General features: G+C 67.9%; 25 protein-coding genes and 1 pseudogene. 12 read left to right on the top strand and 14 right to left on the bottom strand.

Annotation, left to right across the window (positions count from 1 at the left end):
* Positions 1-117 precede the first annotated feature (117 nt).
* The 5 genes from OG555_RS36540 to OG555_RS36560 all read left to right on the top strand — a co-directional run bounded on the left by OG555_RS36540 (position 118) and on the right by OG555_RS36560 (position 4,537).
* Entirely contained in the window at positions 118-1,044 is a 927-nt protein-coding gene (locus OG555_RS36540) for an HAD family hydrolase (RefSeq protein WP_329477593.1), read from the top strand.
* 286 nt (positions 1,045-1,330) lie between these two features.
* Complete coding sequence (locus tag OG555_RS36545) at positions 1,331-2,179, top strand: hypothetical protein (protein WP_329477595.1); 849 nt, start codon at positions 1,331-1,333, stop codon at positions 2,177-2,179.
* 162 nt (positions 2,180-2,341) lie between these two features.
* A complete protein-coding gene (locus OG555_RS36550; protein ID WP_329477597.1) occupies positions 2,342-3,019 on the top strand; it encodes a hypothetical protein in 678 nt (225 codons plus the stop codon).
* Between the two features lie 48 nt (positions 3,020-3,067).
* Complete coding sequence (locus OG555_RS36555) at positions 3,068-3,424, top strand: hypothetical protein (protein ID WP_329477599.1); 357 nt, start codon at positions 3,068-3,070, stop codon at positions 3,422-3,424.
* 36 nt (positions 3,425-3,460) lie between these two features.
* Entirely contained in the window at positions 3,461-4,537 is a 1,077-nt protein-coding gene (locus OG555_RS36560; protein ID WP_329477601.1) for a glycoside hydrolase family 3 N-terminal domain-containing protein, read from the top strand.
* A 5-nt stretch (positions 4,538-4,542) separates the two neighbouring features.
* Here the strand turns inward: OG555_RS36560 and OG555_RS36565 are convergent, their stop codons facing one another.
* Positions 4,543-5,205, bottom strand: a complete 663-nt coding sequence (locus OG555_RS36565) for a hypothetical protein (RefSeq protein WP_329477603.1) — start codon at positions 5,203-5,205, stop codon at positions 4,543-4,545.
* Between the two features lie 84 nt (positions 5,206-5,289).
* Here OG555_RS36565 and OG555_RS36570 point away from each other — a divergent pair, with 84 nt between their 5' ends.
* Positions 5,290-5,757, top strand: a complete 468-nt coding sequence (locus tag OG555_RS36570) for a MarR family winged helix-turn-helix transcriptional regulator (RefSeq protein WP_329477605.1) — start codon at positions 5,290-5,292, stop codon at positions 5,755-5,757.
* A 191-nt stretch (positions 5,758-5,948) separates the two neighbouring features.
* Positions 5,949-6,182 carry a DUF2000 family protein gene (locus OG555_RS36575; protein ID WP_329477608.1) on the top strand — a complete coding sequence of 78 codons (234 nt, stop codon included), beginning with the start codon at positions 5,949-5,951 and terminating at the stop codon, positions 6,180-6,182.
* Positions 6,183-6,259: 77 nt separating this feature from the next.
* Here the strand turns inward: OG555_RS36575 and OG555_RS36580 are convergent.
* Positions 6,260-6,343, bottom strand: a pseudogene (locus OG555_RS36580) (IS5/IS1182 family transposase); the annotation flags it as partial.
* A gap of 208 nt (positions 6,344-6,551) precedes the next feature.
* Entirely contained in the window at positions 6,552-6,956 is a 405-nt protein-coding gene (locus OG555_RS36585; RefSeq protein ID WP_329477610.1) for a DUF6855 family protein, read from the bottom strand.
* A 196-nt stretch (positions 6,957-7,152) separates the two neighbouring features.
* Between OG555_RS36585 and OG555_RS36590 the strand changes: the two genes are divergently transcribed.
* On the top strand, positions 7,153-7,734 hold the full coding sequence (locus OG555_RS36590; protein ID WP_329477612.1) for a dihydrofolate reductase family protein: 582 nt from the start codon (positions 7,153-7,155) through the stop codon (positions 7,732-7,734).
* A 60-nt stretch (positions 7,735-7,794) separates the two neighbouring features.
* Here the strand turns inward: OG555_RS36590 and OG555_RS36595 are convergent, their stop codons facing one another.
* Positions 7,795-9,906 (bottom strand): AAA family ATPase, encoded by a 2,112-nt coding sequence (locus OG555_RS36595; RefSeq protein ID WP_329477614.1) that lies wholly within the window; start codon positions 9,904-9,906, stop codon positions 7,795-7,797.
* A gap of 180 nt (positions 9,907-10,086) precedes the next feature.
* On the opposite strand from OG555_RS36595, the gene OG555_RS36600 reads away from it, so the two are divergent.
* Entirely contained in the window at positions 10,087-11,508 is a 1,422-nt protein-coding gene (locus OG555_RS36600) for an FAD-dependent oxidoreductase (RefSeq protein WP_329477616.1), read from the top strand.
* 20 nt (positions 11,509-11,528) lie between these two features.
* Positions 11,529-12,368, top strand: a complete 840-nt coding sequence (locus OG555_RS36605; protein ID WP_329477618.1) for an alpha/beta fold hydrolase — start codon at positions 11,529-11,531, stop codon at positions 12,366-12,368.
* A 4-nt stretch (positions 12,369-12,372) separates the two neighbouring features.
* Here OG555_RS36605 and OG555_RS36610 read toward each other — a convergent pair whose 3' ends face one another.
* The 8 genes from OG555_RS36610 to OG555_RS36645 all read right to left on the bottom strand — a co-directional run bounded on the left by OG555_RS36610 (position 12,373) and on the right by OG555_RS36645 (position 22,095).
* Positions 12,373-13,509 carry an XdhC/CoxI family protein gene (locus OG555_RS36610; protein WP_329477620.1) on the bottom strand — a complete coding sequence of 379 codons (1,137 nt, stop codon included), beginning with the start codon at positions 13,507-13,509 and terminating at the stop codon, positions 12,373-12,375.
* A 6-nt stretch (positions 13,510-13,515) separates the two neighbouring features.
* Complete coding sequence (locus tag OG555_RS36615; protein ID WP_329477622.1) at positions 13,516-13,992, bottom strand: (2Fe-2S)-binding protein; 477 nt, start codon at positions 13,990-13,992, stop codon at positions 13,516-13,518.
* 7 nt (positions 13,993-13,999) lie between these two features.
* Entirely contained in the window at positions 14,000-16,330 is a 2,331-nt protein-coding gene (locus OG555_RS36620) for a molybdopterin cofactor-binding domain-containing protein (protein ID WP_329477624.1), read from the bottom strand.
* Between the two features lie 121 nt (positions 16,331-16,451).
* Positions 16,452-17,696: a PucR family transcriptional regulator gene (locus tag OG555_RS36625; RefSeq protein ID WP_329477626.1), complete on the bottom strand. Its 1,245-nt coding sequence runs from the start codon at positions 17,694-17,696 to the stop codon at positions 16,452-16,454.
* A gap of 87 nt (positions 17,697-17,783) precedes the next feature.
* A complete protein-coding gene (locus OG555_RS36630) occupies positions 17,784-18,308 on the bottom strand; it encodes a PH domain-containing protein (protein ID WP_329477628.1) in 525 nt (174 codons plus the stop codon).
* Positions 18,309-18,455: 147 nt separating this feature from the next.
* Complete coding sequence (locus OG555_RS36635) at positions 18,456-19,688, bottom strand: serine hydrolase domain-containing protein (protein ID WP_329477630.1); 1,233 nt, start codon at positions 19,686-19,688, stop codon at positions 18,456-18,458.
* A gap of 156 nt (positions 19,689-19,844) precedes the next feature.
* Entirely contained in the window at positions 19,845-21,098 is a 1,254-nt protein-coding gene (locus tag OG555_RS36640) for an NAD(P)/FAD-dependent oxidoreductase (protein ID WP_329477632.1), read from the bottom strand.
* A gap of 13 nt (positions 21,099-21,111) precedes the next feature.
* Complete coding sequence (locus OG555_RS36645) at positions 21,112-22,095, bottom strand: ornithine cyclodeaminase family protein (protein WP_329477634.1); 984 nt, start codon at positions 22,093-22,095, stop codon at positions 21,112-21,114.
* Positions 22,096-22,265: 170 nt separating this feature from the next.
* Between OG555_RS36645 and OG555_RS36650 the strand changes: the two genes are divergently transcribed.
* Positions 22,266-23,150: a proline racemase family protein gene (locus OG555_RS36650; RefSeq protein ID WP_329477636.1), complete on the top strand. Its 885-nt coding sequence runs from the start codon at positions 22,266-22,268 to the stop codon at positions 23,148-23,150.
* On the opposite strand, the gene OG555_RS36655 is transcribed toward OG555_RS36650, so the two are convergent.
* Both OG555_RS36655 and OG555_RS36660 read right to left on the bottom strand, forming a co-directional pair.
* On the bottom strand, positions 23,151-24,401 hold the full coding sequence (locus tag OG555_RS36655) for a PucR family transcriptional regulator (protein WP_329477639.1): 1,251 nt from the start codon (positions 24,399-24,401) through the stop codon (positions 23,151-23,153).
* Between the two features lie 67 nt (positions 24,402-24,468).
* Positions 24,469-25,149 (bottom strand): pyridoxamine 5'-phosphate oxidase family protein, encoded by a 681-nt coding sequence (locus tag OG555_RS36660; protein WP_329477641.1) that lies wholly within the window; start codon positions 25,147-25,149, stop codon positions 24,469-24,471.
* 226 nt (positions 25,150-25,375) lie between these two features.
* Between OG555_RS36660 and OG555_RS36665 the strand changes: the two genes are divergently transcribed.
* Complete coding sequence (locus tag OG555_RS36665) at positions 25,376-26,140, top strand: pyrroline-5-carboxylate reductase family protein (RefSeq protein WP_329477643.1); 765 nt, start codon at positions 25,376-25,378, stop codon at positions 26,138-26,140.

Raw genomic sequence — 26,140 nt, forward strand, 5'->3', positions numbered from 1 at the left:
GGACCTCACCCCGCGCGGATGATGCTCGGCCGGTTGAGGGGGAATCACCCAGCCGGGGTGAGGTCCTCCTGATGTGGCCCCGGCGATCCTTGACCCTCGTACGAGAGGAGGCCGGGGATGCCTGATCCGTTGCCGAGCTGGAACGAGAGCCGGAGCAAGGACGCCATCGTCGACTTCGTACGGCGGGCCCGCGGCGACGGCTCCGGACCGGGATTGGCGATGGCGGACCGGGTGGCGGTCTTCGACAACGACGGCACGTTGTGGTGCGAGAAGCCGATGCCGATCCAGCTCGACTTCTTTCTGCGTCGCCTCGTCGAGATGGCGGAGGCGGACCCCGACCTGCGGGAGCGCCAGCCGTGGAAAGCCGCCCGCGAACGGGACTACGGCTGGTTCAGCAAGGTGATGGATGAGCACTACGCGGGCGACGACACCAACGTCGCAACCGTGGCAGCCGGCGTGCTGGCGGCGTACGGAGGAATCAGCGTCGAGACGTTCGCCGCGAAGGCAGAGGAGTTCCTGCGCGCCGCTCGCCATCCCACCCTCGATCGCGGCTACCTCGAATGCGCCTACGCGCCGATGGTCGAACTGCTCGCCTACCTGGCCGACAACGGCTTTTCGAACTACATCGTCTCCGGCGGCGGCCGCGACTTCATGCGACCGATCACCGACGAGGTGTACGCCGTACCGAGCGAGCGGGTGATCGGCAGCAGTACTGCGCTCACCTACAAGCCGGACGAGCACGGTGGCACGATCATGCGTGTGGCTGCAGCCGACTACCTCGACGACGGGCCGGAGAAGCCGGTGCGGATCTGGTCGCGGACCGGACGACGACCGGTGCTCGCCGGCGGCAACTCCAACGGCGACGTCCCGATGCTCGAGTACACCCAGCATGGCGACAAGCCCTTCCTGCGGCTGCTGGTGCTTCATGACGACGCCGACCGGGAGTTCGAGTACACGTCCGGCGCCGAGCAAGCCCTCGACCGCGCCTCCGCGGCCGGCTGGACCGTCGTCAGCATGAGAAACGACTGGGCAAAGGTCTTCTAGCAGCACGCATTTCGGCCCTCACCGTATCCGCAACCCGTCGGCGAATATTCCCGCGCCAAGCTGAACCACAGCTGGTAAGGCCGGTCTCGTCATCTACTACTGGGCCAGGGCAGTAGCCCTCCCAGCCGCCCAGATCCAGCAGATGATCGACCAGGTAGTGGTCCCAGAAGAATCCGAAATCCACTGACCCCGCCGCCTCTGCTCGACGTTACCGGTCGCTCACGTGCCCGCTCATCCCCCTTGACGCGCGTGACCGCCCGGTCGATCGTCGAGGACGAGGGCGCTGATGAAGACGAGTGCTGGACCAACCGCCGACGACCGTGTGCTGGTGTACACACGGGTCGTGTCGCTGTGCATCGTGCCGTTCCTGGTCGCGGGATTCGTGATTCTGTACCTGTTCCCTCAGCACACCGCGCGGCTGTGGGCGTGGCCGCTGCACCCGACCATGACCGCCATGGTCCTCGCGTCGGCATACCTCGGCGGCGCCTACTTCTTCGTCCGGGCAGCGGTCGAGCGACGATGGCACGTCCTCTCCCCCGGCTTCTTGTCAGTCACGCTGTTCGCGACGCTCCTCGGTGTCGCGACGGTGCTGCAGTGGAACAAGTTCACCCATGACAGCCCCGCCTTCTGGATCTGGTCCGCCCTCTACTTCACCGCCCCGCTCCTCGTTCTCGGTGCATGGCTCGCGAATCGGAGGTACGCCGACCCCGCGAGCGGTGACCTGGTCGCTCCAGCTGTGCGTGCCGCCGTCACAGCCATCGGCGTACTCGCGCTGATCCAAGGGGCCGCCATGTTCATCTCGCCCTCGACCTTCCTGGACGTGTGGCCATGGACCCTCACCCCGCTGTCCTGCCGCACCCTGGCAGCCGTGTGCTGCCTGGGCGGCGCCGGAATCGGCATCTGGAGCGACCCCCGCTGGTCGACGCTACGGCGAATGCTCGAGGTCGAGATCCTGATGGTCGGCTCCATCCTGCTCGCCACCCTCCGGGCGCACGACCAACTCGACTCCTCGAAGCCACTCGCATGGCCACTGCTGGTCGGCTTCTCACTCCTCTTCTTCGCCTCGATCATCGTCTGGTCCCGGCACAGCCTCCACCGACGCCGTACCCTGGACCACCCGGCACCGATCGCCTGAAACCTCACCCAGCGAGCGCAGCAATTCGGGGGTCCGTTGCCTGTGGATGCCGCTTCGGCGTAGCTTGACGAACGGGGAGGGGCACATGGTTCGATCACGTGGGTTCGCGTGGCTTGAGGGGCTTCGGCAAGCCTCTCAGCCGGCTGCACAGGCAGTGACGATGTGAACGCCGACGCACCGAGGCTGGAGGCACGATTCTGGCGAAGTCGACGGTCAGCAGCCGTCGCAGGCATCGTGTTTGCGATCCTGCTCCTGGCAGCGTTGACGATGGTCCGCCTCGCACTGTCCGCGGACAGCCTTCAGTCGCTCCAATCCGACGCAGCGCGCCGGAGGCTGATCGGGATCAGCCTCCAGCTCGTGCCGTTTGCCGGAATCGCCTTTCTGTGGTTCATCGGCGTCATTCGTGATCAGCTCGGCGACGTCGAGGACCGGCTGTTCTCCACCGTCTTCCTGGGCAGTGGGCTCCTCTTCCTGGCCATGCTCTTCATTGGCGCCGTCAATGCGTCCAGCATGACGGCAATGCTCGCGGGACCGGACATCAACGCCGACCTCTGGGCGTTCGGCCGCACCAGCACACAGGGGCTCATTTCTGTCTACGCCATGCGCATGGCCGCAGTGTTCACCCTCTCGGTGACTACCGCGGGTCTGCGCACTTCAGCCTTCCCCCGGTGGCTGGTGATCCTCGGATGTCTCGTCGCACTGACGCTGATTGTGGCAGCCGGTGAACACAAGTGGACCCAACTGGTGTTTCCCGTTTGGGTTCTCGTCGTCAGCGTAGTCATCCTCGTCACTCGTCCAACCCGTGAAGTCGCCGCCGAGCAGACGGAGAGCCCGTCATGATGGTGTCACCAGCGGCGCCGGCGAGGGATGAGCCACTGGAGGATGTTTGTGAACTCAGAGCTCGACCGGCTCGCGTACGGCGTACTGTTCCCCGCGCTCGGCCGGCCCAAGCTGCCGAACTGGGTGGGACCGCGGATCGAGGCCGGCCTCGGCGGCTTCGTGATCTTCGGCAAGGACATCGTCGACGGCGACCAGTTCCAGCGGCTGGCTGCGGAGCTGCACGGGCTGCGTGACCACGTGCTGCTGTCGATCGACGAGGAAGGCGGCGACGTCACCCGGCTGGAGAACCACGGCGGATTCTCGATGCCCGGCAACCGGGCGCTCGGCGAGCTGGACGACCTCGAGCTGACCCGCCAGGCAGCCTTCCAGATCGGCCTGTCACTGGTCGAGGCAGGGATCGACTAGGACCTGGCCCCGGCGATCGACACCGCCGTCAACCCGATGAGCCCGAACGGAATCCGCTGCTTCGGCTCCGACCGCGACCTGGTCAGCCGGCACACCGCCGCCTGGGTGAAAGGCCTGCAGGCAGCCGGCGTCAGCGCCTGCGCCAAGCACTACCCGGGCCACGGTCTCAGCGGTACGGATGCGCACCTCGCGACCCCACTCGTCGACGTCTCCCGCGCTGAGCTGCTGGACAACTATCTCAATCCATTCCGGGCCGCGATCGCGGCCGGCGTCGACAGCATCATGGTGTCGCACGATCTGGTGCCGCAGGTGGACGACGTACCGTCGACGATCAGCAAGGTGCTCCTCACCGACATCCTCCGCGGAGAGCTCGGGTACGACGGGGTGCTGATCACCGACGCCCTGGAGATGTACGGGATCGCCGATGTGGCGCCGTTGCCGGAGGCCGCCGTACGTGCGATCGAGGCCGGGGCTGACGCGCTCTGCCTTGGAGCGTGGGCGTTCCTCGACGACGTGGACGTGGCGGCCGCCGCTCTGGTCGAGGCTGTCGAGGGTGGACGGTTGCCGGTGGAGCGGTTGCGGATCGCCAACGAGCGACTGGCTCGGCTGGGGACCCGGCCCAAGGCGGATGTCGCACTGCGGGACAACGCGCTCGGTGAGCGGCTTGCGGACCAGGTCGCGGTGACTCACGGGGACCCCGTACTGCGGAGCAACGCCGTACTGATCATCCGGCTGGAACCGACCCACTCCCCCGCCGCCGGCTCGGCGGGCTGGGGTGTCGAGCAACTGCTGCGCGACGCCGGGAAGGTTGTCGAGAGCATCGGTTTGTCGGGGCAGACCTACAACGGACCCGGGATGGCTCGGGCCGGCGTCGGCGAGTTCCGGTCGGAGTACGGCGCGGACAGCCAAGTAGTACTGCTGGTCAGGGGCGCGCACCGCTTCGACTGGCAGGAGAAACTCATCGGCGAGTTGCAGACCCAGCACCCCGACCTGATCGTCGTCGACATGGGCGTGCCTGGCACGGACTACTCCGCCTTCGCCGGCTGGATCCAGACCTTCGGCAGCGCCCAGGTCTGCGCCCGGACCGCCACCCACCGGTTGCTGGGTTCATAACCAGGTCAGTTGGTGTGGGTCGCTATCGCTTGGACCGGCGGGAGGGCGGGCGGCTCGGTCGGGTCGCCGGTTGGGACCATGCGGCGTACTGCCTCCGGCATCGCGCCGACCGTGAAGGCGCGAACGGCCGGCCCGGCGGACACGGTGACGAACGACGCGACGGTCGGCACGTCGGCGGGGAGCGGGATGAGGTGCTCACCCGCATCGAAGTGGGAGTCGACTACGCGCATCGACGTGCTCGTCGGTTCGGGTGGCGTGAACGACGTGGCCCACCAAGCCTCGACGACCACTCGGGACGGCTCCTTCAGGGTGAGCCGCACCGTCCGCCGAGTCGTGTCATAGGCCACGTCATTGTCGTCTTGGGCGGTCGACACCGCGCCCTCGACCTGGGTCGCGACAAGGCCTGCGATGCCGCCGAGACCCTGTACGAAGGTGACGTGACCGTTGCCCTTGGAGATCTCCTCCCTGAGGTACCGCTTGGTGGCGGGCGGAACCATCCCGCCGAACACGACGACGTCGAACTGCGTGGTGTCGTACGCCGTCAGCACCTCGTCGAACTGGTTGGTCGCGTCCGCGTGGAAGCCCTTGTCCCGCAGGATGCCGGCGGCCTCGAGAATCACGCTCGGGCTCCTGCCGATGATCAGAATGCTGGCGCTTGATGCGTCCATGAGCCGGTCTCCCCGGTGAGATTGAGTGTTGGTGTTGCCAACATAGCAAGTGTTGGCCGCGCCAACAACTGATATCGTCGGCTCATGCCGATGGATCACCCGCCGAGCCGTACTCCCGCCCGCGTCCAGGATCGTCCGACCTGGCTCATCAGCCGGACCTTCGCGCGCTCGTCGGGTCTCCTCGCCGCCGGGTTCGAGTCGCACGGCCGCGGACTTCGCAGCTACCACTACCGCCTGCTGGCCGCGCTCGAGGAGTGGGGACCCGCGAGCCAGGCCGAGCTGGGCCGCGGGACCGGGATCGATCGCAGCGACGTCACGGCGGCCCTCACCGAGCTCGAGTCACGCCGACTCGTCGAGCGGTCCGTCGACCCCGGGCACAAGCGCCGCAACATCGTCACCATCACCCCGGCGGGAGTCGCCCAACTCCTGGAACTCGACGAGGTCATCGACGACATCCAGGAGCAAGTCCTCGAACCCCTGACCGCCACGCAACGCCGTCAGTTCATCGCGTTGATGGCGAAGCTCCTCGCACCCGAGCCGCCCAAGAGCTGAGCGTGCGCCATGACAACCATGACTCCACCAGCCCTCATCAGAGGCCAAAGCATGTCCCGCGAATCTGCGTGGTTGGATGAGCGGGCGCCTGGCAGGTGGATGACGGCCTATGGCGGGCCGGTGGGTGGTCGGCGGGCGGCATCTCCATCTCCGGCTCGGCTCACACCGGCATTTCGAGGTATCCGGTGATCGTGACGAAGGTGAAGCAGAACCGGCTTCGCCGCCTCGTCGCGGAGGCTAGGGAGCGCGATGACGTGTTCTGGGCCGACTATCCCGAGCAGATGCTCACCACCGGCCATGACGACGAGCTCACTGACGCCGTCGCTGCGACCGCGGAGCACGACATCCGCTATCTGGGCGTCGTCGTGTACGGCGGCCTCGACGCCGTGACCGCACTCACGGGACGCTTCAGTCTCTGGAACTAGGCAGCGGGTCCGGTGACTGAGCGGGGTCTCGGAGCCAGATCCTGATCGAGGCCACGTCGATGGTGCCTTGGTAGACAGGTGGTCACCGTCGCCACCGGCCGGCAGCGGGTGTCCGCGACGAGATGGATCTTGGTGCTCAGGCCACCGCGCGACCGCCCGGAGCGACCACCACCCCGAAGCCGGATCCGGCGGCCAGGTGCGGGGTTCACCCCTGATCTGGTCCCTTCACCCCGGGAATGCGGTGGGTAGAAGGGGCCAGTTGCGAGGTTCGCCCCTGAAATTGCCCCGGGCGGAAGGCAAGCGCGGTAACGACCTCGACGTTCCTTGGCGAGACCCGTGAACCGAAGGCCGATCCAGGTACAGCACCCGTCAGGGGACGCGGATGCGGTTGTTGCGCGGGTTGTGTTCGAGTTCGACCAGGCCGAGCAGTTCCAGCAGTGGTGGGATGTACATCGCGAAGCGGCCCCGGTATCCGTTGCGGAGGCCGTACCAGCCGCCGACAGGGTTGTCGGCCGAGCGCGCCCAAGCCTCCAGCGTGCCGTCCTTCGCCGGCTTGCCCTCGTCCGCGCTGCCCAACTCCATCCAATCACCGTGTGCCTTGAGCATCGCGGGGACGTCGTCGAGACAGCGGGCCAGATACCGCAGCTTCGTCGAACCGACCCGGCACACGAGCTCCGCCGGTTCCGCGGTGTCGTCGCGGTGCATGGTGTACTCCGACGTACCGGGTGGTGTCTTGAGAACCCAGGGATCGTCCGAGCTACCGGTAGCGCTCATAGTCATCCATCTCCTTCAGTTGTGGGGTCCGTTCACGCCCAGCCTCGGTCACCACGCCTCAAATGTAACCCTCGGTTACGGAAACCACCTGGTCGCGAGCTCCTGAGAAGGGAGGCGGTGTCGGATCGGGGCCGCTGTCTTCGTAGCAGGGGTGAGCGGCCGCCGCGAGGGCGCCGCCGTACGCAAGGAGGACATCATGACCGCGACCTACACCTTCGACATCTTCTCCAGCCTCGACGGCTTCGGCTCGTACGACGGCGGCGACTGGGGCGGCTACTGGGGCAAGCAAGGCCCCGAGTTGCTCGAGCATCGCCTTGCCGTGTACGGCGCGGAGCAGCGGATGATCTTCGGAGCCACCACGTATCGGGCCTTCGCGCAGATGCTGGCCTCGAGCACCGCGGAGTCCGAGGTCCGCGACCCTTGGGTCACCCGGATGAGAAGCCTGCCGGCAACGGTGGTGTCGACGACACTCGAAGGACCCCTCGACTGGCCGGACGCGACCGTCGTGAGCGGTGACGCCGTCGACGTCGTCACCCGGCTCAAGGAGGAGTCCGACGTGCCGCTGCGCTCCCACGGCAGCCTGTCCCTGAACCGCGCGCTGATGGCCGCCGGCCTGGTCGACCGCATCCAGGTAACGCTCTTCCCGGTGATCGCCGGTCAGACCGGGGTGCAGCCGATCTTCCAGGGCGCCGCGGACTTCGACCTCGAACTGCTCGAGAGCCGGACCCTCGACGGCCGCACCCAAGAGCTCACCTACCGCCCCACCCTGCACGTGTGAGTCTGGTATTTGCCCATAGCAACTTCCAGGGCGGCTCGGTGAGCTCCGGGCGGTGCGCCCCTACGGGCCATGGACTTCGCGCGCCCACAGCCAGTCGATGATGCGGTCGACGCCCCGGGCGAGCTGGCGGCGGTAGGTGGTGAACGGCAGGCCGAGCACCTCTGCGGCGCGTTCCTGGGTGGCGGCGGGCCGGAGGAAGGTGCGGTCGACAGCCCGGAAGGGTCTCTCGTCACGCGGGTCGGCCCGGAGTGACTCGGCAGCCTCGAGGACGAGGGCACGAAGCGTGTCGGCGGATGAGTCGCCATGGTCGCGGACCAGCCTGGAGCGCAGGAGCGGACTGCCGGCGAGCCGGTCCGGCCGGTGCAGCGACCGCAGGGCGGCACGGACCGCGTGGGCGAATTCGGGCTGCGAGAGCACCAGCTCCGGGTCGGCGCCGGTTGGCGGTCCGGCAGGGGCGCCGATCTCCCGATCGGCCATCAGCTCCAGCCAGTCCAACGGCCCCAGCCGCCGGAAGTCGTGGGCGTACACGGCGTAGTGGTGACCGCCGATGTCGTACTCCGCCTCGTGGGCCCGGTGGTAATCGATGTAAGCGAAGAAGGGCTCCCAGAATGCCGCGTCCTCGAAACACGCAATGAAGTCCCAGGACAGTCCCGGACTGGTGAGCACGTGCTGGACATGCCGTGCGGTGATCACGTTGTTCGACGCCGACGGCTTCTGGTAGGCCTCGCGATCCATGAAGAACCTGGCCGCGTAGACGGTCTCGCCCGGCCGCGGCGGGCCGTGTCGCTGTGCGTACTCCCAGATCGCCGCGGCGGCGGGATCGGCGGCGAGGGCGGATTCGCCCGCCTGCTCCAGGTTGATCTCCCCGGCGTAGCCGATCGGGTCACCGGCACCGGCCCGGAAGGCCACGAACTTCGCCGCCGGATGCTCCACCCAGTGCGCCACAAGCTCGGCCTGCTCGGCCCCCTGGTGCCGCCTGGTCATTGCGAGGATCGGAGCCCGGTCCTCGTCGCGGAGCTCGTCCGGGAACGCCTGGCCGAACGTCTCCCAGTCCCAGAAGCTCCGCATCAGCGGGTTGTTGCGGTGCTGGAAGATGATGTCGGCGGACCACCGGTGCTGTTCCAGTCCCGTCGTACGACGGGCCTGTTCCACCAGGTGCCGCCGTACCCGCCGGTGCAGGTCGGCGTACGACGCACGGTCCCGCCAGCGCAGGTCCGCGTCGAGGACATCCCGCGCCACATCGTGCGGGAACACGCCGTACTGGTCCTCCTCGATGAACGACAGACCACGCAGCCAGCCGAACAACTCATGCGCGTCGTCGCCGCCGAGCGCAGTGCGCAGCAGGTCTTCCGTGGTGAACCGGGCGTGCGCGCAGGCCTCCAACGCCTCCCGGTGCCGTGGGCTCGGGACCCACTCGACGAAGTGCTCGAGCAGGACCCGAACCACGTCCGGCGTCTCCTGAAGGGACAGACCCGGCGCGAGACCACCTCGGTGCTGCTCGACGACGTCCACCAACAGGGACAGTGCGAGCGGATGACCGTGCGTCATCTCGAGCACCCGTCCATGCAAATCCTCAGGCACACCCGCGGCGCGCAGGTAGGCGCGCGCGTCGTCGGGTTGCAGGTTGCGCAGGGCAACCACTCGCAGCAGCTCGCCCCAGCCGGGATCGCTGGCCCACTGCGGCGACGGCGGCGTCCGCCCGGCCGCCACGACCAGCGCGTCCGCGGGAAGCGCCGGCAGGAACTCCTCCCGCAGCCAGTTGTCCAGCGGCATCAACTGCTCGTAGGTGTCGATGAAGAGAATCGGGCGCGGGCGCGCGGCGAGGCTCTCCAGTGGTGCTGCTCGGTCCGGTACGCCGAGAGCCGCGCCGAGTGCGGCGTAGAACGCGGGCGGCGACGGCTCGATCGTCCGGGCGTCCAGCCGCACCGCCGTGGCATTCGCCTCCTCGGCGGCCTCGGCGAGAGCGCCGAGCAAGGTGGTCTTCCCGATCCCACCCGGACCGTGAACGAACAACACAGCGAAGCCGGACTCGCCCGGCGCCAACGCTGTCCGGAACAGCTCGAGTTCACCGGTCCGCCCCACGAACCGGCGGCGCCGCGCCTGCCGAAGCCGATCGGCAACCGTGATCGCACCGAGCTCTGCCGCCGGCGTCGACTTGCCACGGCTCGTCATGCGCCACCCCCTCCGGCACTCCGAGCACCCTCAGTCCAACCTGCCCCTCGCCCGGCCGGCGGTCAAGACGGACGGACAGCTCGTACGGCGTTCGGACAGCGATTGGACAGTGATTGGTCTGGAAGGTGAGCAGGTCGATGCCGCACGCTGCCCGCACTGAGACAGCTCCGGAGGTGCGACATGGCGGAAATCCTCGTACTGGGCGCCGGCCTGAACGGCCTGGTCACCGCGATGCTCCTGGCCCGCGACGGCCACAGCGTCACGATCCTGGAACGCGACGAGGCCCCGCCCGGCAACGATGCCGAGAACGTCTGGCTCGAGTGGCAACGACCAGGCGTCAACCAGTTCCGCCAGTTGCACTTCATGCTGCCGCGCTGGCGAACGCTGATGCAGCGCGAACTGCCGGCCGTGCTGGATCAGTTGATCGCCTTCGGCGGCTCCCGCCTGAACGTGTTCGACCAACTGCCCGCCACCGTGACCGGCGGCCGGCGCGACGGCGACGAGCGGTTCGAGACGGTGACCGCCCGGCGCCCGGTCCTGGAGGCAGCAGCCGCAACCGTCGCGCAGCGGACCCCCGCTGTCTCGATCCGCCGCGGTGTCAAGGTCACCGGATTGCTCACCGGGCCCGCAATCATCGCAGCGGCACCACACGTGACCGGTGTCGTGATCGACGGCGGCGCAGTACTCCGTGCCGATCTCGTCGTCGACGCCACCGGCCGGCGGTCGCCGGTCGGCGCGATGATCGAGTCCTCCGGCGGCCGCCGCCCCCACGAGGAGCGAGAGGATTCGGGATTCGTGTACTACGCCCGCCACTTCCGTTCGACCGACGGGTCCCGTCCCACGGTCCTTGGCCCACTGCTCCAGCACTTCGACAGCCTGTCGGTCCTGACCCTTCCCGCGGACAACAACACGTGGGGCGTCGGGTTCACCACCTCCGCCCGGGACAAGCAGTTGCGCGGGTTGCGCGACGCCTCTGCCTGGCAGGCCGCGCTGAAGCTCTACCCGACCGCCGCCCAGTGGGGCGAGGCCGACCCGATCACCGACGTCCAGGTGATCTCCGGTATCGAGGACCGCTACCACCGGTACGTTGTCGACGGCGAGCCGGTGGTCACCGGGCTCGTCGCGATCGGCGACGCGTGGGCGTGCACCAACCCGTCGCTCGGGCGCGGCGCGTCGATCGGGATGCTGCACGCCTGCGTACTCCGCGATCTGCTCCGCGACGTCGGCCCGGACCAGCCGGAGAAGCTCGTACGCCGGTTCGACGAGATCACCGAGAGCACTGTCACCCCGCTGTACCGGATGACCCTCGCCTTCGATCGGCACCGCCTGAACGAGATCGCCGCCGATGTGGCCGGCGAGACCTACCAGACATCCGACGCGAGCTGGGCGATGACCAAAGCGCTGTACGCGGCGGCGCCCCAAGATCCCGACGTACTGCGTGCCTACGTGTCCGTCGCGTCGATGCTCTGCACTCCCCCGGAGGCACTGGCAGCACCCGGCATGGTCGCCAAGGTCCTCACGCTCGGCGCAAACGCCCCCCAGTACCCAACCCCTGGCCCCGACCGCGCAGAACTCCTCGCCACGATCGCCACCCCACGCTGACGCCACTGAAGGAGTTCGCCATGCGCTTGGACATCAACGGAACAATCCTCGAGGTAGCGGACGTCGGCGACGGGGAGCCCGTCCTCCTGCTCCACGGCTGGCCCGACTGCCACGAGGTCTGGCGCCACCAGATCACCGGGCTCGGCGAGGCCGGCTACCGAACCATCGCGCCAGACCTCCGCGGGTTCGGTCAGTCCGACAAACCCCGCAGCGTCGCGAGCTACGGAATGATGCAGATGGTCAGCGACCTGATCGGTCTCCTCGACGTCCTCGGGACAGGCCCGGCCCACGTCGTCGGCCACGACTGGGGTGGTGCGATCGGCGCCGTACTCGCGGCACTGTCGCCCGAACGGGTCGCCAGCCTGACCTGCCTGTCGGTCGGCCACCCGGCCGCGTTCGCCGCCGCAGGCTGGGAACAACGCGAGAAGTCGTGGTACATGCTGCTGTTCCAGTTCCCGGGCATCGCCGAACGCTGGCTCGCGGCCGACGACTTCGCCAACCTGCGCAACTGGAGCCGGCACCCGGACATCGACTCCGTCATCGCGCACCTCCGCGACCCCGAGGCCCTCAGCGCGAGTCTCGCCGTGTACCGGGCGATCCTGCCACCGGAATCGCTGATCCGGCCTTCGACCGAGCTCCCGCGCATCCAGGCACCGACCATGGGGATCTGGAGCAGCGAAGATCTTGCCATCACCGAAAAGGCGCTGACCGACACCGCAGCTTTCATCGACGCCCCATGGCGGTACGAACGGATCAACGGCATCGGCCACTGGGCACAACTCGACGCACCCGGCCAGGTGAACGCCCTGCTGCTCGACTTCCTGACCAGCCTTCCTGCTCCCACAGCGGCGTACTCCTGATCGTCTACGCCACGCCTGCGGCCCATCCCGCGGGTTCGCCGTGGATCCGTCCCGTAGTCGTCGACAGGCGCTGTCCGCTGGCCGAGGATCGCGCTGCGATGATCTCCGCCGCGATGGAGATCGCGGTCTCCTCAGGGGTCCGCGCGCCCAGATCCAAACCGGTGGGTGACGACAGCCGGGCGAGCTCCGCGTCGGTCACACCCGCCGCTCGCAACCGGGACAGCCGATCCTCGTGAGTACGGCGCGATCCCATCGCGCCGATGTAGCCGGCGTCGGTGCGCAACGCCACTTCCAGCAACGGCACGTCGAACTTCGGGTCGTGGGTCAGCACACACAACACGCTGCGCCGATCCACCACGCCCTGTTCGAGCGCCTCCGCGAGGAAACGGTGGGGCCAGCACACCACCACCTCGTCCGCCTCGGGGAAGCGCTGCCGAGTGGCGAACACTCTGCGCGCGTCACACACCGTCACGTGGTAGCCGAGAAACTTGCCGGCCCGAGCCACCGCGGCCGCGAAATCGATCGCGCCGAACACGAACATCCGCGGCGGGGGCGTGAACGCCTGGACGAACACTGCGATCTCGGCACGCTGACACTCCCCCTGCGCGCCGTAGTACCGGATCGCGGTGGCCCCCTGGTCGAGCATGGCCACGGCGTCCTCGACGACGGCGGCGTCCAGGCCCGAGTCACCGAGACTGCCAGTGACTCCGTCCGGCCAGACGATCAACCGCTGCCCCAGGCGCTCTCCGGTCGTGACCACGGTCGCGACAGCGACCGGCCGACCTGAGTCGACCGCGTCGGCAATCGCATCGAACTCGGTGAACGCGGCCAGGTCGACCGGCTGCACCAAGACCTCGATCACTCCCCCACAGGTCAGACCCACAGCGAAGACATCATCGTCGGAGACGCCGTACCGCCGCACAGTCGGTAGGCCGGTCTTGATGACCTCACGAGCCACCTCGTACACGTCGCCTTCAACACAGCCGCCGGACACGCTGCCTACCACAAGGCCGTCGCCGGACACCGCCATCGCCGCGCCCGGTTGGCGAGGCGCCGAGCGGAACGTGTCGATCACGGTGGCCACGGCGAACGGCGCGCCATCGGCGTACCACTGCCGGAGGTGCGGGAGCAGGTCACGCACGTCGCCTCACATGTTCTCGGCGCCGGCCTTGACGGCGTCGCGGATCCGGGAGTAGGTGCCACACCGGCAGATGTTGCGCAGCTCGTCCAGGTCCGCGTCCGTGATCTCGTGGCCCTCAACGCGGGCCTGCTTGACCTTGGCCACGGCCGCCATGATCTGGCCGGGCTGGCAGTAGCCGCACTGGGCGACGTCATGGTCGAGCCAGGCCTGCTGCATCGGGTGCAGGTCCTTGCCGACGGTCGCCGGCAGACCCTCGATGGTCGTGATCTCGTCGGCCGGCTCGATGTCCTTGACCTGCACGGAGCACGGGTTGAACGCCTTGCCGTTGATGTGCGAGGTGCAGGACTTGCAGACCTCGAGCGCGCATCCGTACTTCGGGCCGGTGACGCCGAGCAGGTCGCGCAGAACCCACAGGAGACGAACGTTGCCCTCGGCCTCGACGCTGATCTGCTTGCCGTTGAGCTTGAAAGTGTGCGTTGCCATGGCTTCCTCAGAAGGTGTGGTCGAGACCGTCGGTCGGTGACTGCGGGGTGGACGGCTCCAGCGGCAGCGGCTCGAAGCCGAGCGTGCCGTGGTTGATCGGGAAGTACGTCGGCATGGTCCCGGTCGCGCGGGCGTAGGCACACGCGATCGCGGCGAAGGCCGGTGCCACCGCCAGCTCGCCGGCGCCGCTGGGATTGTCACTGGTGTTCGGCATGATGATCACCTGGACGTCCTGCGGCGTGTTCCACTGCCGGGTGTAGAAGTAGTTGTCCCAACTGCCCTCGAGAGGCATGCCGTTCTTGATGTGCAGGCTCGACGTCAGCGCCAGCGCGATGGCGTCCTGCAGGCCACCGATCATCTGGGCTTCCAGCCCGCGGGGGTTGATGCAGAAGCCTGGATCGACCACGATCAGCGCCTTCGTCACTCGCGGGCCGCTCACACCGTCTGGAATGGGCCTGTTCACCGTCTTCGGCCGGCAGTCGATCTCGACCAGGGTCGCGACCGCGCCGCGATACTCCGCGTGCAGTCCGACACCCTGCGCCATGCCTTTCGGCATCGTCTTGCCCCAGTCGCCGACCTCGGCGGCCTTGTTCAGCACCACCAGCAAGCGCTCGTCCTTGAGGAAGTTGCGCCGGAACCGGACCGGGTCCTGGCCCAGCTTCGCGGCGAGCCGATCGACCACGAGTTCCTCGGCACACACCACGTTCGGCGAGTAGATGTTGCGCATGCTGCCGGTGTTGAACTTCAACGGGATCTCGTTCAGCAACTGCGTGGTGACGCCGAAGTTGTACGGCGAGGACTGGCTGAGCGCGAAGATCGTCTCAGCGAACGAGAGATTGCCGCCGACCGGCAGGTGTGCCGCGGTCGAGGTGATCATCTCGCCGAGTCCGTGACCGAATTCGGTCTGCACACTGGTGTGCCGCTGCTCGTAGCTGAGCACGTTGCCGGCCAGGTAGTTGACCCGGACGCGCGATGTACACATCGGGTGGACGCGTCCCTGCCGGAAGTTGTCCGTGCGCGACCAGGACAATCTGACCGGCTTGCCCATCTTCTGTGAGATCTCCGCCGCCTCGGCGGCCACATCGTGGAACAGGTGCCGGCCGAACGAGCCACCGCCCTGGATCACGTGCACCTTCACCGCGTCGATCGGCAGGCCGAGCCGTTTGGCGATGTCCTCCTGGGCGACGATCGGCACCTTGAGGCTGGCCCAGATCTCCGCGCTGTCCGGGCGAACGTCCGCAATCGCGCAGTCCGGTTCGAGCGGGCTGTTGCTGGCGAAGGCGAAGACGAACTCGGCGTCGATCGTGCTCGACAGCAGCGGCGGCACGGCCATCGGCAGCTGAGCCGCGCGCAGCTTCGCCAGCACAGTCGCATCGGACTCGTTGTCCACCGTCCCCGGGCCCCAGGTCGCGTCGACCACCTGGATGGCGTCGATGCACTGACCGAACGTCTCGCCCCGGATCGCCACGCCGTGGGTGATGGCGACGACGTCGGTGATGCCGGGCATCGCGCGTACGGCGGCGAGATTGTTGACCGCCTTCACCGTGCCGTTGATCGTCGGTGGCCGGGCCACCATGGTCGGCTTGGCATTCGGGACCTCCAGGTCCAGCCCGAACTGCTTGCGGCCGGTGACGATGTCGAGAGCGTCGACGCGGTTGTGCGGGCGCCCGAGGATGGTGAACTCGGACTGGGGTTTGAGCTCGGCGGACACCGTGATCGTCCGGGAACTGGCCGCGGCCTTGGCCAACGACCCGTACGTCGCCGTCCGTCCGCTCGGCCCACTCACCACACCATCGCGAGTGGTCAGCTTGCCTGCGGCCACACCCCACTGCGCGGCGGCCGTTTCCACCAGTCGTTGCCGAGCGATCGCGGCGGCCGTGCGGACCGGGATGTACATGCTGCGCATCGAGTTCGAACCGCCGGTCAGCTGATTCATCAGCAACTCCGGCCGCGCGTCGGCGAGCCCGATGGTGATCTGGTCCATCGGCAGGTCCAGCTCCTCGGCGACCATCATCGCGATCGACGTGGTCACGCCCTGGCCGACCTCTGCCCGGGGTACGGCGAAGAACGCGGTGCCGTCGGTCTTCAGTTCGACCGAGATCAGGCCGGACGTGGGCGCGGCCGCGAGGTTCTGCAGATCGCCGAGGTCGAAGATGTCCTCGGGCTGCGGCAGTGAGGGAACCGCGGCATCCGCCGGCCGGGGGTCGGAGGTGTTGGCGATCCAGCTCACCCCGACCGCGAGGGTCGGCGCGGCGAGGAGGTACCCGAGGACCCGACGGCGCCCCAGCCGGCCGCGCTGCTCTGTTGACTCGTCCGGCGACCGACGGTGTCCGGCCATGAAGATTCCTCCGTGTTCGACAATGCTGGGAACGCAGTCTGACAGCGCGGAAGCCGCCGCGGCATGGCCAGAACGCCTACGTTTGGCCCAGCCTGACTGTGCACAACGCACAGCGGCGGGATCAGCTGCTCTGCGGCGGAAACAGCCTGATGGCACGGAGCGCGAGGCCAAGGTCCAGGTGGTAGGCGGCGTCGGTCAGGTCGCGTCCGGTGATCTGCTGGATCCGGTGGAGCCGGTTGATCACCGTGTTGCGGTGGCAGTGCGCCAACTCCGCCGTACCGCGAACGGAACCGCCTGCCGCCACCCACCTCTCGAGGGTGTCGAGCAGTAGTTCCCGCTCGGACGCGGGCACCTCCATGAGCGGTACCAGCCACGTCTGCACGAGTTGTTCGGCCAGCTCCGGGGCACTGAGCAGCAAGGCTTCTGGTAGCCGCTCGGTCAGCGAGGCGACCCCGATCTCGCCAACCGGCAGAGTTCGCCGGGCCAGCGTCGCCTGGCGGTATGCGACGCCGACGTTGGCAAGCCCGGATACCACGCCCGACACGCCGGCAGGCGCGCGTACGGCGGCGCGCAGCGACCGGAGTACTGTGTCCGGAACTTCCGTGCCCAGGGCAAGCAATCCGACGACGGTGTGCGCCCGCACCTGCCACGCCGAGCCGACCCGGACGCCGGCCAGCCGCCGTTTGAGCGAAGCGGTCGTGCAGTCGTCGTCGACCAGGTTGTCGATCGCCACCACCGCATAGCGGCCGTTCACCGGGATGTCGAGAACCGTTGCCGCCTCCTGGACGAACGCCCGGTCCTTCCCTCGGCCATGTAGCAAGCCTTGCCAGAGCGTCGATCTGCGTCGCTCGTCGGCACGGACGAGCTGACGTTCCGCGGCGTGGTAGGCGGCCGCGACCTGCGAGGACGTGCTGTCGACGACCTCCCAGACCTTGCTCGCGACATCCAGCAGCGCATCGGAGTCGACCACGCCCTGCGCACGGGCCTCGTCGATCAGCGCCTCCCAGACCAGCCGCCCGCCGAGCCGGAACGAGCGGAGCACGTCGTCCAGCGGCATCCGCTGCTCGGCCCGGCGCCGTCCCGTCGCCCGCGCCGCGTCGAAGTAGTCGTCGGTCGCGGACCGGCCCAGGCAGCGGTCCGTGTCGGCGACCATCTGCACAACCCGGGCGACATTGTCATGACATGACTGCCACAGATCATCCGGCGGAACCGAGTTCACCTCACGGTAGGCAGGGTTCTGCTCGTAGATGGTTCGCACCAGCGCGTCGGTCACCGTATTCAGCTGGAGCAGGACGCTCCCAGCCAATGACTCCGCAGTCCGCGGCGCCACCGGCCGCGCGACGTACCGCCGTGCCACCTCACTCATAGTCGGCACAGCATCGCACACCGTCGCCAAACCTCACACCCCGGACGAGGCTCCGGCTGCTGCCGAAGCCCGGCGGCCATGAGACCGCTAGGCCTGATTGGTGACGAGTAGGACGCCGAGCGCTATGAGCAGGACCAGGATCATGCCGAGTACCGTGGGTGCGCGCCGGCTGAGTGATGTGTCCGGCGGTACGAAGCGTGCGGCTGGATCCGTGCTGCGCTCCCACCACCTGACGATCCGCGCGAAATCCCGGTGGAAGTAGAAGTAGGGGTCCATGCTGCTGTGCCGAAGCGCGGGCAGCGAGCGACGCCGCCCGTCCGCGAGGGCGATTCGGACCACCCGGAACGTCCCGTGGTTATTGGTGGTCTCGCGGATGTCGACCCACCGGATCTCCTGCCACGGATAGGTACGACCACGCCGCCCGAAGCCGTGGCAGACGGTGATTCCGGCCGCCCCGACCCTGGTCCAGCTCCGGAGCGCGATGAAGCTGCCGAGGCTGACGAATGCGGCTCCCGCGCCCATCATCCAGCAGGTGACCGCGGGGTTGCCGAGTCGAAAGACGACGGAAGATCCTCCGACGATCAGCCCGAAAGCCAGCACCACAAGGGGCATTCGGGAAAGCTGGCGGTACCGATCCTTCCCGCGGAAGGTGAGTTCCTTCACTGAAAACACATTACAACTACCGCCCTGTACCTGTTAGTCGTTTACGGATCACGCCCGGCCGGAGGTGCGGCGCGCACCTCCTACCGGGCGAGTCCCTCAGGCGAGGCAGGCCTTGACCGCGGCGGCCAGGCTCGACGCGCGCGGCTCGCCGATGCGGAACGACCAGAGGTTCATCACGTAGCCGAAGCCGACCCCGGCGTCGGGGTCCGCGAAGCCGATCGATCCGCCGGAGCCCGGGTGGCCGAACGACTTCGGCCCGAGCATCGGCTGCGGCGGGCAGGACCGCCAGAATCCGAGCGACATGTAGAAGGAGCGGTCGGCCGGGATGTCCAGGCCCGGCGGGAGCCCGTACATCCGCGTCTTGTCGGTCTGGACCTCGATCGCCCGCTCGACCGTGGCCGGCTCCAGCAGCCGGATGCCGTCGACGTCGCTCACCGTGGCGGCGTACATCCGGGCCACCGACCGCGCGTCGGCGACCATGTTCGCGGCCGGAACCTCGGCCGCCCGCCAGGCACGTTTGGTGAAGTAGTCGGAGGTCGGGTCGAACGCGCCGCCGAGAGTGCCGGCGGCGGCCTGGACCGAGCCCTCGCCCCACACCGAGGTCATCCAGGCGTTGACCGTGTCCGCGTCCAGCCCGGTGGTCTCGATGATCCCTTCGGTCATCTCCTCCAGGGTGAACGGAGCGGCGTACTCGATCGTGGCCACCTTCTCTTCCTGCTCCTCGGGCAACCCGATCCAGGCCTGCAGACCGAGCGGACCGGCCACCTCGTCGGCGAAGAACGTGCCGAGCGACTTGCCCGAGATCCGGCGCACGACCTCACCGACCAGGTAGCCGAAGGTCATGGCGTGGTAGACGTGCTCCGTGCCCGGCTGCCACAACGGCTTCTGCGCCTCGAGCGCACGAATCACCGGGTCCCAGGCGTACGCCTCCTCGAGCGTCAACGGTCCATCGATGACCGGCAGACCGACCTGGTGCGACAGCAGCCAGCGCACCGGGATCTGGTCCTTGCCCGCTGCCCCGAACTCCGGCCAGTACTTGACCACCGGGGCGTCGAGGTCCAGCTCGCCGCGCTGCGCCAGCAGGTGCGCGCAGATCGCGGTGGCACCCTTCGTCGTGGAGGCGACCTGGGCGATGGTGTCCTCGTTCCACGGCCGCTTGGACGCGCTGTCGGCGAAGCCGCCCCACAGGTCGACGACCGGGCGACCCCCCGCGTAGACGCAGCACGACGCGCCCGCCTCGCCGGGGTTTCCCTCGAAGTTGGCGCGGAACGCGTCCGCGACCTTCCCCCAGCCGTCCTCAACGTGTCCGTGCACGTTCGGTGTGTTCATGCTGCTGTTACCGCCCTTTCGAGAGTTGTTCGGTCTTCCTGGCGACCACGATCGCCAGCCGCCCTGACGCCGAGCAGTCACCGCACTGACACGGCGTCAGCTCGGTGAGGTCGATCGGCGCCCCGGACTTGGCCGGCAAGCTTCTCAACGAACATTTCAGCGACGCGTGATGCGTTCGGGTGCGAAAGGCTTCAGCAGGTCGGCCGCCTGGCCGGTCATGATGAGTTCGGACAGGAAGAAACCAGTCGCCGGGGCCAGGGTGATGCCGGACATCGAGTGCCCGGTGGCCAGGTAGACGTTCTCGAAACCCGGCAGGCGTCCCAGGATCGGCAGGCCGTCGGCGGCGAGCGGCCGCATCCCGACCCACTCGTCGTCGACGGTGCCGTCGGGCCACTCCGCCATGTACTTGCGCGCCCCGACCTGGATGGCGCGGAGGCGGCGCCGGTCCAGGTTCAGATTGAGGCCGCTCAGTTCCATCGTTCCGGAAACGCGCACCTTGCCGTCGGAGAACGGCGTGACGACCACCTTGGACTCACCGAAATGGACGGGCCGCAGCGGCTGAGTCCGGGGACGGACAGAGAAGCTGTAGCCCTTGCCGGCTTGCATCAAGAGCTTGACACCGAGCATCCGCGCCAGCGGTTCGGTCCAGGCCCCGGCAGCGAGCACCAGGTCGTCGACTTCCATTCTTCCCGACGAAGAGTGCAAAGCGGTCACTCGCCCATTGCGGTGGTCGATCCCGATCACCTCGGTGCTCTCGAGGATCTCTCCCCCGACCTGGACGAGGCCGTCCGCGAATCCGCCGGCTATCCGCGCCGGGTCGACGTGCGCCTCGCCCTCGACGACGAACCCGGCGGCTACATCGTCGGAGAGGAACGGTTCAGCCTCGTGAAGCTCGTCTCCGGTCAGGACTGCGTCGGGCAGCGGGTACCCGTAGGCGGACAAGACCCTCAGGCGGTCGAGATCACCCTCGAGCGACGCGGCGTTCAGGGCGACCATCAGAATCCCCGCACGCTGGATTCCGAAGTCGATTCCGCGCGCGGTGAGCTCGGAGTACAGGGCATGGGTGCTTTCGCCCAGCTTGGCCGTCGCATGCATTCCGCGCTGGAAGGCTCCGTCGTTGCAGTGCCGCCAGAACATCCAGGACCAGCGGGCGAAGTCGCGGTCCGCTCGCAGGGCGAAGTAGATCGGCGATGCAGGGTCCAGGAGCGACTTCGTCGTGTAGCTGACCAGACCCTTCGCGGGTATCGGACCAGCGAACGAGGGCGCGATCCAGCCGCTGTTGCCCCACGACGCTCCGCTCCCGGTTCGACGGGCCTCGATCACCTGGACCGCCGCGCCCGCCTGCGCGAGGTAGTAGGCAGTGGCGAGGCCGATGGCCCCGCCGCCAACCACGGTCACCTCTTTGGTCACGGTCGTCTGCTTCTCACGAGAAGTCGATGACGATGCCGACGCCCTCGCGCTGCGCGCGCGCGACGATCGATGCCGCCGCCGCGACGTCCTGGATCGCCAGTCCCAGCGACTCGAACACGGTGATCTGGTCCTTGGCCGTCCGCCCGGCCCGGGCACCGACGAGCAACTCGCCGAGCTCGGGAGGGTCGAACGACTCGGCCAGTGCGCCTTCGGCGAGCGGGATCAGCATGTCGCCGGCATTGGCGAAGGCACCTTCGCGGCTGTCGACGGCGAAGACAGCGGCAGTGCGAACCAGGTTGGAGCAGAGTTCGCGACCGTCCCGGTGAAAGGCGCCGACGGCGTTGAGGTGGGTTCCCGGTGAGATCCAGTCTCCGTCGATCAAGGGGTCCGTGGACGATGTCACGGAGCAGATCAGGTCCGCTCCGTCCACAGCAGACTGCACGGTGCGGCACACCTCGACACCGAAGTCGTGAGATTCAGCCCACCGGACGAACTCGAGCGCCCGTTCCTCGGTACGGTTCCACAGGCGAGTCCGTCGGAGTTCGCGGACCTCGGCCATCGCCAGCAGATGGCTCCGCGCCTGGACTCCCGCGCCGATGATGGCGAGATCGCCTGCGCCCGGGGTGGCCAGCAGATCGGTTGCGGCAGCCGAGGTGGCTGCCGTCCGGAGCTCCGTCACCACACCGCCCTCGAGAAGCGCCAGCAGCACGCCCGTCACGGGATCGAGGAGCGCAACGAATGCCTGAATCACCTCCAGGCCGCGGTGCTGGTTCCCAGGAAAGATGGTGAGCACCTTGACCCCGAGACCGCCCGCATCCCCCTGAACCGATGCGGGCTTGAGCCACACGGACCCTTCGAGGGCCGGCGGCTGAAGCACGACCCGAGCAGGCTGAAACACCTCTCCCCTGCCATGCGCCACCATCGTCGAGCGCATCAAGTCGACGGCGTCGCTCAGGGGAAACGCCCTGCGTACGTCCGCGGCGGTCAGTACCAGCATCCCGACGTCTCCATCTCGAATCGCCACCGAACACGGGAACCGGCGGTTGCCCAGCTGACCACGCTATTCGTCCGCCCGCGGTGAAGCATTCTCCATTCGTCGCAAGCCGGCGACCCGCTCTCCTCGTTCTGTAGGTCGCGGGTCAGGTTGCACCGGCCCAGACTCGGTGCGTGACCGAGTTGACCAGTGCCAAATTCGTTGCCGAGGGCACCAGCGAGGGACAGCCCGTCGCCTGCTACGACTTGACTCTCCCGGAGAATGATGACACCGCCGAGCTCGCAGGGTGGCTGGAACTGATCCGCGTCGACTACTTCGAGACGCGAGGAAGTGACCCGTCAGCGATTGTCGCGGTGGTGGTCGCGCCATCGACGAGCATCGTCGACTACGGGCTGCGATTCGTCGCCGCGGCAGGGCCGCTCGGTGGATGTGGCGAGGCGACGCTGTTCGCGACGTACGCGTGCACCAATCCGGACGTGTACCCCTCCGTCACGTTCGAGACGTCGGGCGGTCAGATCGTGGGGAGCAACCTCGGGTCCGGGCGGATCGCGATCCAGATGCCGGCAGTGGCGCCCGCATCGGTGGTTCAGCAGGTCGAATACGAGGACGAGTTCCTTCGGATCAGGTCAGTCACGGCCGGCGGCAACCGCTTCGCGGCCGTCAGCGCCGACGACCTCGGTATCCGGTTCGATCAGCCCTCGCTCGATGAGCTCACAGTGACAGGGAGCGACCTATTGCGCCGGCTCCGTCGGCGCGCCAGTACGTCGAGCGAGCAGCAAGCGCCGGACATGCTGCTCATCACCGAACCGGTGGCCGGATCGTCGACCCGCAGCGCCGTCATCTGGGGTGACTCGGTGCTCAACCGTGGTCCTTGTGGAACCGGGACCTGCGTTCGCTACGTCCTCGCCGTCGAAGACGGCGACGTCAGTCCGGGATCGCACCTCGTGCACGAAAGTCCCTTCGGCTATTCCTTCGAGGCGCACTCGATCGCGGTGGGAGCCGACAGCACGACCGACGGGCTGAACATCGTGCTCAGCGGCGTTGTCGAGATGGTGTAATCAAGCCTCTGGATCATCGCCACGAGGATGTCTGACACCGATCAGCCGCGCGATCTTCAGGCCCAGGTGGTACATGAGGCGGTCTTCCCCGTCCGAGAGTCGCGCGCCGGTCAGTTCCTCGATGCGTTGGAGTCGGTAGTACAGGGTGGTGCGATGCACGAACAGTTGCTCCGCCGTCGTTTGTACGTCTCCCGCGTTCTCCAGGAACGCCTCGAGGGTGTCGACCAGTTGGGCCCCTTTCGGACCTGATCGGATCAACCGGAGGAGGCCGGGCGGCAGGCATGTCTCGTCGAGTTCACGATCCGGGATCCTGGTGAGCAGTCCATAGACGCCGAGCTCTTCGTGGGACACCACGCGATCCGGGCCGCCCATGCTGCGCGCCACGCGCACTGCTCGTTGTGCCATCTCGTACGAGCTGTGCGCGTCGGCCAGATCGGCGGCCACGCTACCGATTCCGGCGTACGGATCTCTGTCGGGCAGATCCGCCAGGATGCTCGACACCAGATCGCGCGCCAGCGAGACCTTCTCCTTGCCGCCGAACATCGGATCCTTGTCCGACAGCAGCAGGAGCCCATGCTCGCGCCGAACCAGGCAGACGTGCCGGCGATCGCTCAGTCGGCGCCCCGTGCGATCGAGCCAACCACCCAGCACGTCTCGCTCACTGTCCGACAGTCCACGACCGTCGGCATCGAGCGTGACCAGCACGACGCACACCGGCTCGGACGCCACGAAGTAGCCGGCGTCCACGAGCTCGCCGGCGGCGTGCCGACGGGCGGCCGCGTCACCGGCCACCATCAGCTCCTGGGCGAGTTCGCGGGCCTTGCTCCTGCTGAACTCCTCTTCCAGTTGGTCTCGATACAAGGCGACGGCCAACGGGTCGATCGTCTTCAGAACCGTCTCGAGCTCGGTATCGGTGAGCCCGGTCCCGCCCTCGACGATCCAGACGTACCCGAGCAGCGCGCCCTGCCGCCGGATGGGGACCACCAGTCGTTGCTCGGTGCAACCGATTTGCGGATCGAGCGGGGGCCGGAACGGTTTCACCGCGGTCCGTGCCCCGGCCGCCTGCGTCCAGGCCAGGACCTCGGGGCGCACATCGCGTTGCTGGAAGATCGACTGCCGGCGGAGCCGGTCGACCGGACCGTACTCATGAGAGGAGAAGGCCAGCTGGCGCATCCGGGCATCGTCGATCGTCACGTTGCGCTGAATCTTGTGGCCGAGAGCATCAACCAACCGTTGGAGCTCTGACGTCATACCGCTGACGATATCGTCCGCGGGGCGGCGTCGCATCGGACTCCCCGCCGTCAACCGTGGCGGCGTGTCACACGCCCGTTCGCCCCAGGCCCCACGACCGCAGGTACTCGGGGACGGCCGTTCCGGCCGGCACGTGCTCGTCCGGGACCGCCTGACCAGGTACGACGCGCAGCGGGAGCTCACCCGCCCAGACCGGCAGGGCGCGATCCGCTACGGCGTCGTCGCCGTCGCCGGTGCGCACCTTGACGGAGCATTCGTCGAGTGGGATGGACACCAGCAGGACACTGGCCAGCTCGGCGTCCGTCAAGGGTCGCAGGTCCGGCAACCGGCCCGGGATGAACTTCTCGACGAGCGCCAGCATTCGCTCCAGCTTGGCCTCGGGATCCTCCACCGCCGTACCTGTACCCAGGACTACGACCGACCGATAGTTCACCGAGTTCTGCAGAACAGAGCGCCCCATCGCAAGGCCGTCGAGAACCGTGGCCTCCACACAGACCGGCGCGCCGTCGGCGATGAGGTTGAACATCCGGTTCCGGCGTGAGCCGTGGATGAGCAGCGAATCGCCGACCCTCACATGAAGCGTGGGCAACACGTACGGCTGGTCGTCGACGACGACGCCGACATGACACATGAGAGATTCGTCCAGGATCTCGTGGACCCTGTCGAGGTCGTAGGAGGCTCGGGCGGGACGGCGCCGAACCCGGACCCGCGGACTCGCGGGCCCCGCAATCGCATCACTTCTCGACATCTGGGCGGCCTTCCTCACGATCGTCGTACGGCGATCTGGGTCGCGTGACGGACGACCCTCGCAGCAGCGTCGTCCCTGCATCGATCATCGACATCCCGACCCACGAATGCCAACGACAGCGGTCGCAAGTGTGCGGCCGCTTGCTCGGCATCTGTCGGAGTCGACAGCGGCTCGGGCGACCTATGGTTCCAGTGACCGATTCGTTCCGCCTGACAGAGGATTCCCCATGCTCGGCTTCGTTGGTGCAGGAAACATGGCCGGTGCGATCGCGCGCGGGCTCGGTGAGCCGATCTACGCGACAGACAACGGTTCCGGGCGAGCGGCGGCCCTGGTGGCCGAGTTGGGCGGAGAGGTCATGCCCTCCAACGCCGACCTCTTCCGGCGTTCGGACACCATCTTCCTGGGGCATCGTCCCGACCAACTGGCGGCGATCGCCGAAGGTATCGACGCCACGGGAAAGCTGGTCATCTCGATGATGGGCCCGACCACCATCGCTCAACTCCAGGACGCCTACCCCGGCGCCACCGTCGTACGGACGATGCCCAACACGCCGGTCGAGGTCCGCAGAGGCGTGGTGGCCGTGGCCGAAGGCGGTGAGCCCGCCGTCGACCTTCTCTCCAGGCTCGGAACGGTCGTGGTTCTGCCCGAGCGCCAGATGGATCTCGCCACGGCGACGGCCGGGGTGATGCCCGCGCTCATCGCCGTCCTTGCCGAGGCAGCGATCGATGCCGCGGTCTGCCACGGTCTTGACTTCGAAACCGCGAGAGACATGTTTCTCGAGACGATGGCCGGCACGGCCGAGCTCCTGATCAAGCGGGACGGCGACACTCTCGCCGTACGCCGAGAGGTCGGCACGCCGGGTGAGTCGACGGTCCGTGGGGTCGCCGCCCTCGAACGGAACAACGTCCGTACGGCGTTCATGGACGCCTTCCACGACGTCCTGACCCGCCTGAGCCGTCCTTACCTGGGCGGCTCCGTAGTCGTGGACTGA

The sequence above is a fragment of the Kribbella sp. NBC_01484 genome, assembly GCF_036227145.1.
Taxonomy (GTDB): domain Bacteria; phylum Actinomycetota; class Actinomycetes; order Propionibacteriales; family Kribbellaceae; genus Kribbella.